General features: G+C 73.2%; 15 protein-coding genes. 10 read left to right on the forward strand and 5 right to left on the reverse strand.

The features are described from left to right. Positions 1-25: 25 nt before the first annotated feature. Positions 26-700, forward strand: a complete 675-nt coding sequence (gene leuD / locus M1R94_RS05865; RefSeq protein WP_249380734.1) for a 3-isopropylmalate dehydratase small subunit — start codon at positions 26-28, stop codon at positions 698-700. 17 nt (positions 701-717) lie between these two features. Here the strand turns inward: leuD and M1R94_RS05870 are convergent, their stop codons facing one another. Continuing rightward, complete coding sequence (locus M1R94_RS05870) at positions 718-1,560, reverse strand: LLM class flavin-dependent oxidoreductase (RefSeq protein ID WP_249380735.1); 843 nt, start codon at positions 1,558-1,560, stop codon at positions 718-720. A 148-nt stretch (positions 1,561-1,708) separates the two neighbouring features. Between M1R94_RS05870 and murA the strand changes: the two genes are divergently transcribed. The 3 genes from murA to M1R94_RS05885 are packed head-to-tail and all read left to right on the forward strand — an operon-like array spanning position 1,709 to position 4,821. Beyond that, a complete protein-coding gene (gene murA, locus M1R94_RS05875; RefSeq protein WP_249380736.1) occupies positions 1,709-3,025 on the forward strand; it encodes a UDP-N-acetylglucosamine 1-carboxyvinyltransferase in 1,317 nt (438 codons plus the stop codon). A gap of 36 nt (positions 3,026-3,061) precedes the next feature. Further along, positions 3,062-3,811, forward strand: coding sequence for a lysophospholipid acyltransferase family protein (locus tag M1R94_RS05880; protein ID WP_249380737.1), 750 nt, complete (start codon positions 3,062-3,064; stop codon positions 3,809-3,811). Continuing rightward, positions 3,808-4,821: an NAD(P)H-dependent glycerol-3-phosphate dehydrogenase gene (locus M1R94_RS05885; protein WP_249380738.1), complete on the forward strand. Its 1,014-nt coding sequence runs from the start codon at positions 3,808-3,810 to the stop codon at positions 4,819-4,821. The genes M1R94_RS05880 and M1R94_RS05885 overlap by 4 nt, the downstream gene beginning before the upstream one ends. Positions 4,822-4,846: 25 nt before the next feature. Here the strand turns inward: M1R94_RS05885 and M1R94_RS05890 are convergent, their stop codons facing one another. After that, positions 4,847-6,052 carry a trans-sulfuration enzyme family protein gene (locus M1R94_RS05890; protein ID WP_249380739.1) on the reverse strand — a complete coding sequence of 402 codons (1,206 nt, stop codon included), beginning with the start codon at positions 6,050-6,052 and terminating at the stop codon, positions 4,847-4,849. Between the two features lie 62 nt (positions 6,053-6,114). On the opposite strand from M1R94_RS05890, the gene M1R94_RS05895 reads away from it, so the two are divergent. Beyond that, entirely contained in the window at positions 6,115-7,281 is a 1,167-nt protein-coding gene (locus M1R94_RS05895) for a D-alanine--D-alanine ligase family protein (protein WP_249380740.1), read from the forward strand. Positions 7,282-7,290: 9 nt separating this feature from the next. Here the strand turns inward: M1R94_RS05895 and M1R94_RS05900 are convergent, their stop codons facing one another. Beyond that, positions 7,291-7,785 (reverse strand): DUF3515 domain-containing protein, encoded by a 495-nt coding sequence (locus M1R94_RS05900; protein WP_249380741.1) that lies wholly within the window; start codon positions 7,783-7,785, stop codon positions 7,291-7,293. 39 nt (positions 7,786-7,824) lie between these two features. Between M1R94_RS05900 and M1R94_RS05905 the strand changes: the two genes are divergently transcribed. Further along, positions 7,825-8,865, forward strand: a complete 1,041-nt coding sequence (locus M1R94_RS05905) for a thiamine-phosphate kinase (RefSeq protein WP_249380742.1) — start codon at positions 7,825-7,827, stop codon at positions 8,863-8,865. A 60-nt stretch (positions 8,866-8,925) separates the two neighbouring features. Here the strand turns inward: M1R94_RS05905 and M1R94_RS05910 are convergent, their stop codons facing one another. Continuing rightward, positions 8,926-9,447 (reverse strand): GNAT family N-acetyltransferase, encoded by a 522-nt coding sequence (locus M1R94_RS05910; protein WP_249380743.1) that lies wholly within the window; start codon positions 9,445-9,447, stop codon positions 8,926-8,928. Between the two features lie 122 nt (positions 9,448-9,569). After that, positions 9,570-9,761, reverse strand: a complete 192-nt coding sequence (gene rpmB, locus M1R94_RS05915; protein ID WP_249380744.1) for a 50S ribosomal protein L28 — start codon at positions 9,759-9,761, stop codon at positions 9,570-9,572. 232 nt (positions 9,762-9,993) lie between these two features. On the opposite strand from rpmB, the gene M1R94_RS05920 reads away from it, so the two are divergent. The 4 genes from M1R94_RS05920 to coaD are packed head-to-tail and all read left to right on the forward strand — an operon-like array spanning position 9,994 to position 15,074. Beyond that, entirely contained in the window at positions 9,994-11,724 is a 1,731-nt protein-coding gene (locus tag M1R94_RS05920) for a DAK2 domain-containing protein (protein ID WP_249380745.1), read from the forward strand. Then, positions 11,721-13,967: an ATP-dependent DNA helicase RecG gene (locus M1R94_RS05925; RefSeq protein WP_249380746.1), complete on the forward strand. Its 2,247-nt coding sequence runs from the start codon at positions 11,721-11,723 to the stop codon at positions 13,965-13,967. The genes M1R94_RS05920 and M1R94_RS05925 overlap by 4 nt, the downstream gene beginning before the upstream one ends. 28 nt (positions 13,968-13,995) lie before the next feature. Further along, positions 13,996-14,598 carry a 16S rRNA (guanine(966)-N(2))-methyltransferase RsmD gene (rsmD, locus tag M1R94_RS05930; RefSeq protein WP_249380747.1) on the forward strand — a complete coding sequence of 201 codons (603 nt, stop codon included), beginning with the start codon at positions 13,996-13,998 and terminating at the stop codon, positions 14,596-14,598. After that, a complete protein-coding gene (gene coaD, locus M1R94_RS05935) occupies positions 14,595-15,074 on the forward strand; it encodes a pantetheine-phosphate adenylyltransferase (RefSeq protein WP_249380748.1) in 480 nt (159 codons plus the stop codon). The genes rsmD and coaD overlap by 4 nt, the downstream gene beginning before the upstream one ends. Positions 15,075-15,120 lie beyond the last annotated feature (46 nt).

The raw sequence follows: 15,120 nt of genomic DNA on the forward strand, positions 1-15,120 counted from the left end.
CCAGGATCGAAGGAACGTGAGAACGATGGAGAAGTTCAGCCAGCACACCGGCGTCGGGGTCCCGCTGCGGCGCAGCAACGTCGACACCGACCAGATCATCCCTGCCGTCTACCTCAAGCGCGTCACCCGCACGGGCTTCGAGGACGGCCTCTTCGCGGCCTGGCGCAACGACCCGGACTTCGTGCTGAACCGGGACGCCTACACGACAGGTTCGGTGCTCGTGGCGGGGCCCGACTTCGGCACGGGCTCCTCCCGCGAGCACGCGGTCTGGGCGCTCAAGGACTACGGCTTCCGCGCGGTCCTCTCCTCGCGCTTCGCGGACATCTTCCGCGGCAACTCGGGCAAGCAGGGTCTCCTGGCGGCCCAGCTCTCCCAGGAGGACGTCGAGCTCCTCTGGAAGATCCTGGAGACCGCCCCCGGCACGGAGGTCACGGTGGACCTGGCCGCCCGCCAGGTCACCTGCGCAGACGTCGTGGTGCCGTTGCACGTCGACGACTACACGCGGTGGCGGCTGATGGAAGGGCTCGACGACATCGGGCTGACCCTCCAGCACGAGCCGGAGATCACCGAGTTCGAGAGCACCCGAGCACCGTGGCGCCCGCGGACGCTGCCCGCCAAGCACCTGCCACCGGTCGAGATCGTGGCCGCTCGGCCGGTCGCCGCACCGGTCCTCAAGCACAAGGACGACGCGCTCGCCTGAACCCGACGGGTGGTGCGTCAGAGCTCGGGCGGACCACGACGGATCCGTGCGAGGAGCGCCTCGGGCGTGGCGCCGGGCCCCTCCCAGCGTGACTCGACCCACCACGTCGCCCCGGCCTCGGCCAGCGGGTGCAGGTGCTCGACGGCCTGCACGTCGTCCTCGGGGAGCACACCCTGCAGCACGACGTCGTACGGACCGTCGGGCGCCCCGGCACCCGCCCGCCTGCGGCAGGACACCCATGCGACCAGGTCGCTGACCTCGGCGGCGCTCAACGGGTCGGACGAGCCGCGTCGCTGCGGGACGACGCCGTCCCACGCCGCGGCCCGGCCGGTCGAGCGCTCGCTCGGCCAGGCCGCGACCACCCACACCGGGATGCGCGGGCGCTGCACGGGCCTGGGCCGGAAGACGAGGTCGGTGACGGTGTGGTGACGACCGGTGTACGAGAACGGCTCACCCGACCAAGCGCTTACCAGGATCTCGAGCGCCTCGTCGAGCCGCTCCGCGCGCTCCCGGGCGGTGCTCGCCTCGCCGCTCACCCGGGACACGCCACCGTCGTCCACGGCTCCCAGCCCGACCGGGAGCACGAGCCTGCCACCCGAGAGGTGGTCCACCGTGATCGCCTCGCGCGCCACCTTCCAGGGGCGACGACGGGGGAGCGGGAAGACCATGGCACCGAGCCGGATCCGATCGGTCAGGACCGCGACAGCCCCGAGCAGGGTCCACGGGTCGAAGGTGTCCATCTCCCCGATGCTGATGCCGTCCCAGGTGAAGAAGCCGTCCCAGCCGTGGGCCTCGGCCTCGACCGCCATGTCGAGCACCTGCTGCGCGCTCCCGGCGCTGGCCACCATGCCGAACCTCATCGCGCCCTCCCGTCGTGGTGTGACCCTCGACACGGTACGTCCGCCCACCGACAGCTCGACCAGGTCGGTGGCCCGGCACGAGCAGCGGTCGGCAGGTCCGAGACCGAAGCGATGTGACGTACCCCCCGCGGTAGGCGACGATAGGGACATGGACGACGTTCTCTACATCAACGGCGGCAATCCCCTGCAGGGCGAGATCACCGTCAGGGGTGCCAAGAACTTCGTCTCGAAGGCCATGGTCGCCTCGCTGCTGGGCGAGGGGCCCAGCGAGCTCCGCAACGTGCCGCGGATCCGCGACGTCGCGGTGGTCACCGGCCTGCTCGAGCTCCACGGGGTCATGGTCACCGCGGACGAGCAGGGAGGGGTGCTGCGCCTCGACCCGAGCAACGTCGAGTCGGCGCACGTCGCGGACATCGACGCCCACGCCGGGTCCAGCCGTATCCCGATCCTCTTCTGCGGGCCCCTGCTGCACCGTCTTGGCGAGGCGTTCATCCCGGACCTGGGCGGGTGCCGCATCGGCGACCGGCCGATCAACTACCACCTCGACATCCTGCGTCAGTTCGGCGCCGTGGTCGAGAAGCGTGAGCAGGGCATCCACATCCGTGCGCCGAGGGGCCTGCACGGGACGAAGATCGAGCTGCCGTACCCGAGCGTGGGTGCCACCGAGCAGCTGCTGCTCACGGCCGTGCGGGCGGACGGTCTCACCGAGCTGTCCAACGCCGCGATCGAGCCCGAGATCATGGACCTCATCAACGTCCTGCAGAAGATGGGCTCGATCATCTCGGTCGACACCGATCGGGTGATCCGGATCGAGGGTGTCGAGCGGCTCGGCGGGTACCAGCACACCGCGCTCTCCGATCGCATCGAGGCCGCGTCGTGGGCCTCTGCCGCCCTGGCGACCCGCGGGGACATCTACGTCCGCGGTGCCACCCAGCCCGAGATGACAGCCTTCCTCAACACGTTCCGCAAGGTCGGTGGTGAGTTCGTCGTGGACGACGACGGCATCCGGTTCTTCCACCCCGGCGGCGACCTGCGCTCGATCGTGCTCGAGACCGATGTGCACCCGGGCTTCATGACCGACTGGCAGCAGCCCCTCGTGGTGGCGCTGACCCAGGCCAAGGGGCTGTCCATCGTCCACGAGACCGTCTACGAGAACCGGTTCGGCTTCGCGGACGCGCTGCGCGGCATGGGCGCCACGATCCAGGTCTACCGCGAGTGCCTGGGTGGGCACCCGTGCCGCTTCGGGCAGCGCAACTTCTACCACTCGGCCGTGGTCTCAGGCCCGACCGCGCTGTCGGCCGCCGACATCGAGGTGCCGGACCTGCGCGGCGGGTTCAGCCACCTGATCGCGGCGCTTGCGGCCAAGGGCACCTCCTCGGTGCGCGGGATCGGCCTCATCGACCGGGGGTACGAGCACTTCCAGGACAAGCTGAGCGCGCTGGGTGCCGAGTTCTCCCACGGCTGACCCGCCCGGCGGCCGGCGGCGGTAGCATCGGCTCCCGTGCCAGCCCCCACACGTTCCAACCGCGCCTACCGCAACGTCGCCCGTGTCGTGCGTCCCGTGCTCCTGGCGATCACCCGTCGTGACTGGCGGGGCGCGGAGCACCTGCGCATCGACGGTGGGTTCATCGCGGCGCCGAACCACATGACCAACCTCGACCCGCTGACTGCGGCCCACTACCTGTACGACAACGGCATCGCCCCGAAGATCCTGGCGAAGTCGTCCCTCTTCGGGGTGCCCGTCCTGGGCCGGATCCTGCGGGCCACGGGTCAGATCCCCGTGTACCGCAACACCGCTGACGCCGGGAGGTCGCTGCGCGCCGCGATCGACGCCCTCGAGGCGGGGGAGTGCGTCGCCGTCTTCCCCGAGGGCACCCTGACCCGCGAGCCCGACCTGTGGCCGATGGTCGGCAAGACCGGGGTCGCCCGGCTGGCCCTGACCACCCGGGTGCCCGTCGTGCCGATCGCCCAGTGGGGCCCGCAGGACATCCTCGGGCGGTACTCCAAGCTCTTCAAGCCGTTCCCGCCGAAGAGGGTCACGATCGTGGCCGGTCCTCCGGTGGACCTGTCCGACCTGTACGACCGCCCGCAGGACACCGTGGTGCTCCGCGAGGCGACCGAGCGCGTCATGGCCGCGATCACCGGGCTGCTCGAGCAGATCCGCGGGGAGCAGGCGCCGCCCGTGCGGTTCGACCCACGTCGGACGGCGCCGCCCACCACCTCTGACGAGGGCCCCGGGGCCACCTCGTGACGGCACCGGCCACCCGTGCCGCGGTGATCGGCACCGGCAGCTGGGGGACCACCTTCGCGGCGGTCCTGGCCGACGCGGGGTGCGAGGTCACCCTGTGGGGTCGACGCGAGGAGGTCTGCACGCAGATCTCCACCGAGCACCGGAACGACGCCTACCTGCCGGGGGTGCGTCTGCCGGACGCCGTCCGCGCGACCACCGACGTCAGGGTGGCCCTGGCCGGTGCGCAGATCGTCGCCATCGCGATCCCGGCGCAGAGCGCCCGGTCGACGCTCGAGCCGCTGCGCGGCCTGATCGAGCCGGGAGCGATCGCCGTGTCGCTGATGAAGGGGGTCGAGCTCGAGTCGGACCGTCGCATGAGCGAGGTCGTCGCGGAGGCGCTCAGCCTGCCTCCCGAGCGGGTGGCCGTCGTCTCCGGTCCCAACCTCGCGCGGGAGATCGCCGACCGGCAGCCCACCGCCACCGTGGTCGCCGCGACCTCCCAGGAGACCGCGCAGCGGGTCGCGCAGGCGTGCGCCTCGGGCTACTTCCGTCCCTACACCAACGTCGACGTGGTCGGTGTGGAGCTGTGCGGGGCGGTCAAGAACATCATCGCGGTGGCCGTGGGGATCGCCCAGGGCAGCGGTTTCGGCCACAACACCATGGCCACGGTGATCACCCGTGGGCTGGTCGAGATCACCCGCCTGGGTCTGGCCCTCGGGGCGGACGCCGAGACCTTCTCGGGCCTGGCCGGCATGGGCGACCTGGTCGCGACCTGTGCCTCGCCGCTCTCGCGCAACCACACCCTCGGGGTGCACATCGGCCAGGGCAAGAGCCTTGACGAGGCGATCGCCGCGACCGGGGGGACCGCCGAGGGGGTCAAGTCCTCCGCCTCGGTCCTGGAGCTCGCGGGCACCGTGGGTGTCGAGATGCCGATCACCGCGGCCGTGGTCGCCGTGCTGCACCACGGGCTCCCGGTGGACCAGATGGCACAGCTGCTGCTCGCACGGCCCCACAAGGCCGAGAAGGTCTGACCGCGGCGGTCGCCCGGGGTGTCGGCTAGGCCGGTCGCCCGGCCCGCAGCGCCTGGTCGAGGTCGGCCCAGAGGTCCTCGACGTCCTCGATCCCGACCGAGAGCCGCACCAGGTCCTCGGGGACGGTGGGGGACTCGGTGGCGAAGCGACGGCGACGCTCCAGGGTCGACTCGACCCCTCCCAGGCTTGTCGCGGGGACCCACAGCCGGACAGCCTCGGTCAGCGCGTCGGCGGCCGGAGCACCACCGCCCGGCCGCAGGCACAGGATCGCCCCGAACCCGTCCATCAGCGCCAGGGCCCGGGCATGGCCCGGGTCGCCGGGCAGGCTCGGGTGGCGCACCTCGACCACGGACGGGTGCTCTGCGAGCCGTGCGGCGAGCACGGCCGCGCTGGACTGCGCCCGCTCGACCCGCAGCGCCAGGGTCCGCAGGCCGCGCAGCGCGAGCCACACCTCCCACGGTCCGGCGACCGCGCCGTGCACCGTGCGGTAGGAGTGCAGCCGGGCGCGCAGGTCGTCGTCGTCGGTCACCACTGCTCCCAGGACGACGTCCGAGTGCCCCGCGAGGTACTTCGTGACCGAGTGCACCACGACGTCCGCGCCCTGGGTGAGCGGGCGCTGGACCAGCGGGGTCGCGAAGGTGTTGTCGACCACGACCAGGGCACCGACGTCCCGGGCCCCGGCGGCCAGAGCCGGCAGGTCCGCGACCTCGAGCATCGGGTTGGTCGGTGACTCGACCCAGAGCATCGCCGCGGGCGCCCGGGTGGCGTCCCCACGTACCGCTGCGAGCACCGCGGCGGTGTCGTCGATGTCCACGAGCTCTGTCTCGAGCCCCGTGCGCGAGGCGAGGTCGGCGGCCAGGCCCAGGCTGACCTGGTAGGCGTGGCGTGGCAGGACCAGCCGTCCACCCCGGGGCACGAGCGACATCGCAGCGGCGATCGCCGCCATCCCCGAGCCCAGCACCAGCGCAGGGTGCCGTGAGTGCTCGAGGCGACCCAGGGCGTCCTCGAAGGGGTGCCAGGTCTCGGTGTCGATGCGGGCGTACAACAGCTCACCGGCCGGCGGGGTGCCCGTCGAGACGTAGGTCGAGGAGAGCACCACGGGGGGGTTCACCGGGGCGCCCCGTGTGCGCGCGGGCCGGCCCGCGGTGACGGCGAGGGTGGCGGGCCTGACGGTGCCGTGCGGGTCTGCGTCGATCGGCCCGGGGACCGGCTGCTCGAGGTCTGTGCTCACCACGGAAGCGTAGTGCGCGGCATGGCCGACCACCGCGTCCGCGCCCGGTAGGGTCGACCGCGATGGACGCCACCCCCGCCCCCGCCTCGCGCCCCCGTGTCGCCGTCGTCTTCGGTGGCCGCTCCGGGGAGCACGGCATCAGCTGTGTCACCGCGGCGGGCGTGCTGCGTGCGATCGACCACGACCGTTATGACGTCCTGCCGATCGGCATCACCCGGTCGGGTCGCTGGGTCCTGGCCTCTGCCGACCCGGCCGCGTGGGAGATCACCGACGGTCGGCTCCCCGAGGTCGGCAACGGCAACCTCGTCCGGCCGGGGACCTCGCTGACCGCCCGCGGCCCCGAGGTCGTGCTGCCCCTGGCCAGCGACGACTCCGAGCTGGTCGGTCTCGAGCACGGCGTGCTGCCCGAGCGGCTCGGTCGGGTGGACGTGGTGCTGCCCCTGCTGCACGGGCCCTTCGGCGAGGACGGCACGATCCAGGGCATGCTCGACCTGGCGGACGTGCGCTACGTCGGAGCCGGCGTGCTCGCCTCGGCCGTCGGCATGGACAAGCACTACATGAAGCTGGTCCTGGCCGGGCAGGGCATCCCTGTGGTGCCCTACGTCGTGCTCCGGCCCGGTGCGTGGGAGGCCGACCAGGCGACCTGGACCGAGGCCGTGGAGGCTCTCGGCCTGCCGGTCTTCGTCAAGCCCGCGCGGGCCGGGTCGAGCCTGGGCATCTCACGGGTCGATGACCTCGTGGACCTGCCCGCGGCCGTCCGTGCCGCTCAGGAGCACGACCCCAAGGTGATCGTGGAGTCCGGGATCGAGGGTCGCGAGATCGAGTGCGGCGTGCTCGGCGGTCGTGCAGGGGGCCGCCCTCGCACCTCGGTGCCGGGAGAGATCGTCGTCACCGACCCGCAGCACAGCTTCTACGACTTCGAGGCCAAGTACCTCGACGAGGAAGGTGTCACGCTCAGCTGTCCTGCCGACCTGCCGCCAGGGGTCGCCGCACGGGTCCGCGAGCTCGCCGAGCGGTGCTTCGAGGCGATCGGGTGCGAGGGTCTCGCCCGGGTCGACACCTTCGTCACCGCGGACGGCGACGTAGTGGTCAACGAGATCAACACGATGCCGGGCTTCACACCCTTCTCGATGTACCCGCGGCTGTGGGAGGCGACCGGCCTGGCCTACGCCGATCTCATCGACGAGCTGCTGCAGCTCGCGCTCGCACGTGGGACCGGGTTGCGCTGATCCCCGGGCTCACAGGCACCGGCGGTCCTGCTCGACGCGGGACACCGCCGGACCCAGATCCATCAGGAACGCCGTCGAGCGGTCCGCGGTGACTGAGGCCGGGACCTGCACCTCGACCGCGGGCACCCGACCGTAGGTGGTGAAGGTCCAGGCCGTCCCACCGTCCGGCTCCTGGGCTCCGGGCACCGCCAGCCAGTCCACGCTGGTCACGCCGTCGTCGGCCGTCACGCAGTCGTCGGTGGTGGGTCCGGGTGGCTCGACCCCGCACCGCAGCACCACCGGGTCGGTCGGGTCGCCCCACGCAACGGTCGCCTGGCTGCTGGTCGCCAGACGCTCGCCGCCGGCCAGGGTCTGCGGGAGCGCCAGGACCACCTCGGCGCACCGCGGGTCCGCGGCGAAAGGACCGGGCTCGACGACGACCGTGCCCGAGCACCCGCTCAGCCCGGCCACGCAGAGCAGCAGCCCCACCCGCAGTCGGCCGGGGCGCGGTTCGGGGGAGGGCACGTGACCACGGTAGCCCGCGAGGATGGGTAGCGTGGCCGGGTGACCCCTCCCGCCGTGCTCCGTCCGGAGGGTGGTCCGACCGTGGCCGACCTCGGCGAGGACGCCCTGCTCGAGCAGGTGTTCCCCCGTCTCCCGCTCGGTACGGCCACGCGCCTGGGCCCTGGGGACGACGGTGCGGTCCTGTCCACACCGGACGGTCGCGTGGTGGTCTCGACCGATGTCCTGGTCGAGGACCGGCACTTCCGACGAGCATGGTCCACCGGCGAGGACGTCGGTCGACGGGCGGCCGTGCAGAACCTGGCCGACATCGCCGCGATGGGGGCCAGACCCACGTCTGTCGTGGTGGGCCTGGTCATGCCGGCCCACCTGCCCGTCAGCTGGGTCCTGGGGCTGGCTGACGGTCTCCGGGAGGAGTGCGCCCCGCTGGGTGTCGGGGTGATCGGTGGTGACCTGTCGGGCGGTGACCAGGTCGTGGTGGCGGTCACGGTGCTCGGCGACCTCGAGGGCCGAGAGCCCGTGCTCCGGTCGGGTGCGCGCCCGGGCGACGTCGTGGCGCACGTGGGGGTCTGCGGGCGCTCGGCCGCCGGGCTGGCGGTGCTGCTCGCGGGGCAGGGGAGTGAGCTCGAGGACGACGGCGACGACGCTCGCGATGAGCTGCGGGACGCGGTGCGGGGCTACCTGAGGCCGCGCTCGCCGGTGGCGCTGGGTGCAGCGGCGGCCGATCTCGGGGCCACGGCCATGCTCGACGTGTCGGACGGACTGCTGCGTGACGCCGGGCGGATCGCCCGGGCGTCACGCGTGGTGCTCGACCTCGAGCGACCTGAGGTGGTCTTCGCCGAGGACGTCGAGGCTCTCGCCGCGATCGGTCGGCGGCTCGGGGTCGACCCGGTCGAGTGGGTGCTCACGGGTGGAGAGGATCACGGGCTGCTCATGACCTTCCCGGCCGGGACCGTCCTGGCGGAGCCGTTCCGGAGGGTCGGCACGGTCCTGGCCCCGGGTTCGAGCCCCGCTGGCAGCGTGCTCGTCGAGGGACGCCCTCCGCGGACCCGGGGGACGGGCTGGGACCACTTCCGACGCTGAGCGGGGGAGGCGATGGTGCGTTCGTCGGCCGGCCGGGTGCTCCGTGCGGATGCAGCCGCGTCAGCCGCGGCGGTAGCGGATCTCCTTGAGACGGTCGCCGCCGAACTCCTCGAGCCGTTCGACACCGTCGGCCACGAAGCCGTTGCGCCGGTAGAAGTGGCGGGCGCGGTCGTTCGCGGCGAGCACCCACAAGGTCACCGTCGCCCCGCCGGGCACGGCTGACAGCACCGTGCGCATCAGCTCTCGGGCCACACCGTGGCCCCAGAAGGACGGCTCGAGGTAGATCGTGTAGATCTGGAGCGTGTCGCGGTCGGCATCCTCGTCGAGGCTCGGACCGAGCGAGGCGAACCCGACGACCTGGCCCTCGAGCTCGGCGACCCAGACCGAGGTTCCTCGTCGCGAGCCGTCCAGGACCTCGGTCCACCAGGCTGTGCGCGCCGTGACGTCGAGTCCGGCGAGGTAGTCCTCGGCGACCACCCCGGTGTAGGCCTCGCGCCACGAGGCGATGTGCACCGTGGCGATCGGTGCCGCGTCGTCGAGGGTTGCGGGCCGGATCACGACGTCCAGGAGATCGTCCACCATGGGTCCACCCTGCCATCCTCCGCGGCGCAGCCCAAGCCCGCGGCACCCGCGGGCAGGTGCGGGCACGCAGAAAGAAGCCCGCGGAGGCAGGACCTCCACGGGCTTCTTCCATCGAGCTGGGCTCAGGCGGTGCGCTGCACCTTGCCGGCCTTGAGGCACGAGGTGCACACCTGCAGGCGCTTGGGCGCACCCGCCACCACTGCGCGCACGCGCTGGATGTTCGGGTTCCAGCGACGCTTGGTGCGGCGGTGGGAGTGCGAGATGCTGTGCCCGAAGCCCGGGCCCTTGCCGCAGACGTCGCAGTTGGCAGCCACGTTCTCTCTCCTGATCGTCGTGCACGCCGCGCTCGTCGAGGAGGGCGGCGACAGGTGTGTGATTCCGTCAGATGTCGGTGGGCGTGGTCCGAGCCGATGGGCGGCGAACCGTCCCACCGGGGTGTTCCACGCCGCCCGGGCGAGCCCGGGCAACCTCGATAGGGTAGCCGATCGCGGCCCGGGGCCCAAAAGAGGCTCCGGCACGCAGGCACGGCAGCAGGCTGGAGGCAGGATGACGGAGCTGGACGCACGCGGTTGCGTCGTCGACGCGACGACGCTGCGGCAGTGGTCGGACCTCATGGTCGACCTCCTGGACGAGCAGCGGTACGCCCTGGACTCCCTCAACGTCTTCCCCGTGGCCGACTCCGACACCGGGACCAACCTCCTGCTGACGGTCGTCGAGGCCGCCGCGGCGGTGGGCCGCCTGCCTGTGACGGCGACGGTGGACGAGCTCTCGGTCGCCCTGACGCGGGGCGCACTGGTGGGCGCTCGCGGGAACTCCGGGGTGATCGTGAGCCAGTACCTCGGGACGTTGGTGCCCTCACTCGTCCGGTCCTCGCCGCTCACCGCGGACGGCGTGGTCGCCGCGCTGGGGGCGGCGTCCGACGCCGCGCACGAGACCGTCGCACGGCCGGTCGAGGGGACCATGCTCACCGTCGCCCGTGCCGTGTGGCGCGGCGGGGCGGCCCGGGTGGCCGACGCCCGAGCCGCCGGCGCGGACACGGCGGCCCCGGACGTGCTGGGCGCAGGGCTCGACGCCGGGTACGTGGCTCTGGACCGGACGCCGGACCAGCTCGAGGCGCTGCGGCGGGCGGGCGTGCTCGACGCGGGAGCCTGGGGCCTCCTCCTGCTGCTCGACGCGCTCGCCCGTGCCCTGGGCTGCCCGGTCCCCGCGCGTGCCGTGGCGACGACGGGGGGGCGCCTCGCGCTCGGCCCGGTCGGATCGGGCCACGCGACGGACCGGTCTCACCCGTGCGGCGACGGCGAGTTCGAGGTCATGTACCTGGCCACCGGGCTGCCCGACGTCGGCGGCGCGGCCGGCACCGCCTCGGCCACCGCTGCTGAGCCCGCTGACGCCGCGCCGGACCTGCGGAGGATGCTCGCCGCCATCGGCGAGTCGGTCGCGGTCGTCGGGGGTCGGGGGCTCTGGCAGGTGCACGTCCACACCGACCACGCACGGTCGGCGATCGAGGTGGCAGCGGCCGCGCGCATCGAGCACGGCACCGTGCACGTGCGGCACCTGGGTAGTCAGGCCGGCGTGCACGGCGCCCGCCGACCGGTGCTCGGGCTCGTCGCGGTGACCACCGCGCCGGGCCTGGTGGAGGACCTCGCCCGCGCCGGCGCCGTGGTTCTCCTGCGGCGCGAGGGGTCGGACGTCGACCACGACGACCTGCGCCGCGCGGCGCAGGACACCGGCGCCGCGCACGTGCTGGTCCTGGCAGCCGTCGGCCTGGTCGCAGGTGCCGCGGGCGGGGCGACACCCCGCCCGAGCGGCTCGGCGGCCTCGCCGGTGCTCGACGTGCACGAGGGGCTGACCGAGGTGCAGGTGGTCACCGGCGTGGCCACGCTGGCGAGCCTGACCACGGCTCCCGAGGTGGTGGACGGGTCGGACGCGGACCGGACGGCGGGAGGGGCACCACCCGCGACCGCGGTCGCGGTCGTCGATGCGTTGCGGCACTCCACGACGACCGCTCTCCACGACGTCCTCAGCCGTGACGTGCTGCTCGATGCCGATGCCCAGCGGCAGACTGAGCAGATGCTCGCGGTGACGATCGACCTGATGGGACGTCTGGCGGACACCGGCCGGAGCCCCGAGCTCGTGACCGTGGTCAGGGGCGCCGGGACCGAGCCGCGGGCCGTCGAGGGGCTGCGCGACCGGATCGGTCACGACCGCCCCGGCGTCGAGCTCCTGGTGCTCGCCGGGGACCAGCCGGGGCCCCACGTGGTGCTGGGGGTCGAGTGAGCGGGCCCGACCGCCTCACCGAGCCGCTCTCGGCCGTGCTCGGACCGCGCACGGCCGCGCCTCTGGCCAAGCTGGGCCTGGAGTCCACCGGCGACCTGCTCCGGCACTACCCGCGCCGCTACTCCGAGCCGGGACGGCTGACCGACCTCTCCTCGGTCGTCGTGGGTGAGCACGTCACCGTCATGGCCGAGGTCCGTCAGGCCACCGTCCGGCAGATGAGGTCCCGGGGCGGCGCGATGCTGCAGGCCGTGGTGACCGACGGACGCCGCTCGCTGTCGCTGACGTTCTTCGCCAAGCGGGCGGGCGTGCTCAACCTGCACGAGCACCGCCTGCGCCCGGGGAGGGTCGGGCTGTTCACCGGTGTCGCGAGCCTGTACCGGGGTGAGCTGCAGCTCACCCATCCGGACTACCAGATCGTGGGCGTGGACGCCGACGACGAGGCCGCGGCGCTGGTCGAGGCGACCCGGCCGATCCCGATCTACCCAGCCAGCGCTGCCGTGCCCACCTGGCGGATCGCCAAGGCTGTCCGCACGGTCCTCGACCCGCTCACCCCGGACGACCTGGTCGACCCCCTCCCGCCCGCCGTGCGGTCACGGCGTGGTCTGGTCGACCTGCACCAGGCGCTACGCGACGTCCACGAGCCGTTCACCGACGCGGAGTGGCGACGCGGCCAGCAGCGCCTCCGCTTCGAGGAGGCGTTCGTGCTGCAGGCGGCACTGGCCCGGCGGCGTGCGCAGGTGGCGGCGACCGACGCGGTCGCCCGGCGCGGCGCCCCACCTGAGGGCCCCGGTCTGCTGCCCGACCTCGACGCCGCGTTGCCGTTCACCCTGACCGCTGGCCAGCGCGAGGTCGGTGAGCAGATCGCGGCCGACCTGGCGCGATCGCACCCCATGCAACGGTTGCTCCAGGGTGAGGTCGGCTCGGGCAAGACCGTGGTCGCGCTGCGCGCGATGCTCCAGGTGGTCGACTCGGGGGGCCAGGCCGCCCTGCTGGCCCCCACGGAGGTCCTGGCCGCGCAGCACCTGCGCACCCTGCGCGCCCTGCTGGGGCCGCTCGGGGAGCAGGGGATGCTCGGCGGGGCGGACCGAGCGACGCGGATCGCGTTGCTCACCGGCTCCCAGTCGACCGCTGCACGCCGTGAGGCACTGCTCGACGCCGCGTCAGGTCGGGCGGGGATCGTGGTCGGTACCCACGCACTGCTCGGCGAGAAGGTGCAGTTCGCCGACCTCGGCCTGGTGGTCGTGGACGAGCAGCACCGCTTCGGCGTCGAGCAGCGGGACACGCTGCGCAACCGTGCGGGCACCCCGCCGCACCTGCTGGTGATGACCGCGACACCCATCCCCAGGACGGTGGCGATGACGGTCTTCGGTGACCTCGAGGTCTCGACCCTGACCGAGGTGCCCGCCGGTCGGTCCGGTGTGGTCACCCACCTCGTGCCCAGCCAGAACCCCGCGTGGACCACGCGCACCTGGCAGCGCATCCGGGAGGAGATCGACGCCGGTCACCGGGCGTACGTGGTGTGCGCCCGGATCAGCCTCGACGACGCCACCGTGCAGGAGGCCACCGACGACGCGGATCTCCTGGTCCTGACCGGCGACGGGGACGACGGCGAGCAGCCCTTGCGCCGGCCCCTGCGGGCGGTGCTCGAGGTCGCCGACGAGCTCGCAGCACTGCCCGCGTTGGCGGGTGTGTCGATCGGGGTCCTGCACGGCCGGCTCCCCGCAGGGGAGAAGGACGAGGTGATGACCCGGTTCGCCACGGGTGACGTGCAGCTGCTGGTCTCGACCACGGTGATCGAGGTCGGTGTCGACGTCCCCGAGGCCACCGTGATGGTCGTGCTCGACGCGGACCGGTTCGGGCTCTCCCAGCTGCACCAGCTCCGCGGCCGGGTGGGTCGGGGTGCCGCCCCGGGCCTGTGCCTGCTCTTCTCCGACGCGCCGGCCGGGTCCGACGCGTCGACCCGGGTGCAGACCCTGGTCGAGACCACCGACGGGTTCAGGCTGGCAGCGGTCGACCTCGAGCTCCGGCGTGAGGGTGACGTGCTCGGCGCCTCGCAGTCCGGTGGAGCCAGCTCGTTGCGCCTGCTGCGGGTGGTGCGCGACGCCGAGGTCATCGCACAGGCCCGCGCGGACTCGGCGCTCCTGATCGACGAGGATCCCGGGCTGGACGGCTGGCCGGCGCTGCGGCACGCCATCGCCGGCTGGCTCGACCCGGCGCGCGAGGAGTTCCTCGAGCGCACCTGACGGTGCGAGCCGGCCCTACCCTGGTGCGGTGACCAGGATCGTGGCCGGAACCGCTGGGGGGCGTGCGCTCCAGGTCCCGCCGAAGGGGACCCGACCCACCAGCGACCGGGTCCGCGAGGCGCTCTTCTCCTACCTCGAGCACTCGGGGGTGCTCGACGGCGCCCAGGTGCTGGACCTGTACGCCGGGTCGGGGGCGCTCGGGCTCGAGGCCGCCAGTCGAGGGGCCGACGGCGTCGTCCTGGTCGAGGCGGCCCGCCCCGCCGCGGCGGTCTGCCGCCGGAACGTGGAGAGCCTCGGCCTCGCCGGTGTCCGGGTGGTGGCGGACACCGTGCTCGCCCACCTGCGTCGACCGGTCAGGGAGCGGGTCGACCTGGTGATGGTCGACCCGCCCTACGACCTTGCCGAGCCGGACCTGGCGGAGGTCCTCACGGCCCTGGTCGCCCATCTTGCGGTCGGTGCGGTCGTGATGGTCGAGCGGTCGACGCGCAGCCCCGAGCCGATCTGGCCCGCGGCCCTGGTGCCGATCCGTGACCGGCGCTACGGCGAGACGCGACTGTGGTTCGCCGAGCACCACCCGGACGACCCGGCACCTGCACCGGTCTCGACCGTCGGCCCTACAGTGGTCGGGTGACCATCGCCGTCTGCCCGGGTTCCTTCGACCCGATCACGCTGGGGCACCTCGACGTCATCCGCCGTGGCGCCCGTCTCTTCGACGAGGTCGTGGTGGGCGTGGCGACCAACACCTCCAAGACCGCGGTGCTCGAGGTCGCCGAGCGGGTCGAGCTCGCCTCGCGCGCGGTGGCAGACCTCCCGGGCGTGCGGGTCGTCGAGGTCCCGGGGCTGCTGGTCGACCTGTGTCGCGAGATCGGTGCCACGGTGCTCCTCAAAGGGCTGCGCGGCGGTGCCGACTACGACGCCGAGCTGCCCATGGCGCTGATGAACCGCCATCTCACCGGGATCGAGACGGTCTTCGTCCCCGCGGACAGGTCGGTGGCGCACATCGCCTCGTCGCTGGTCAAGGACGTGGCCCGGCACGGCGGGCAGATCGCGGACCTGGTCCCGCCGGGCGTCGCCGAGGCGTTGCAGGCCCGGCTGGCGGGATCGTGACCGTCGGGGCAGGCTCGCCGAGCAGGCACCGGTACCCAGGCGAGGA

The sequence above is a fragment of the Actinotalea alkalitolerans genome (assembly GCF_023369855.1).
In the GTDB taxonomy this organism is placed as follows: domain Bacteria; phylum Actinomycetota; class Actinomycetes; order Actinomycetales; family Cellulomonadaceae; genus Actinotalea.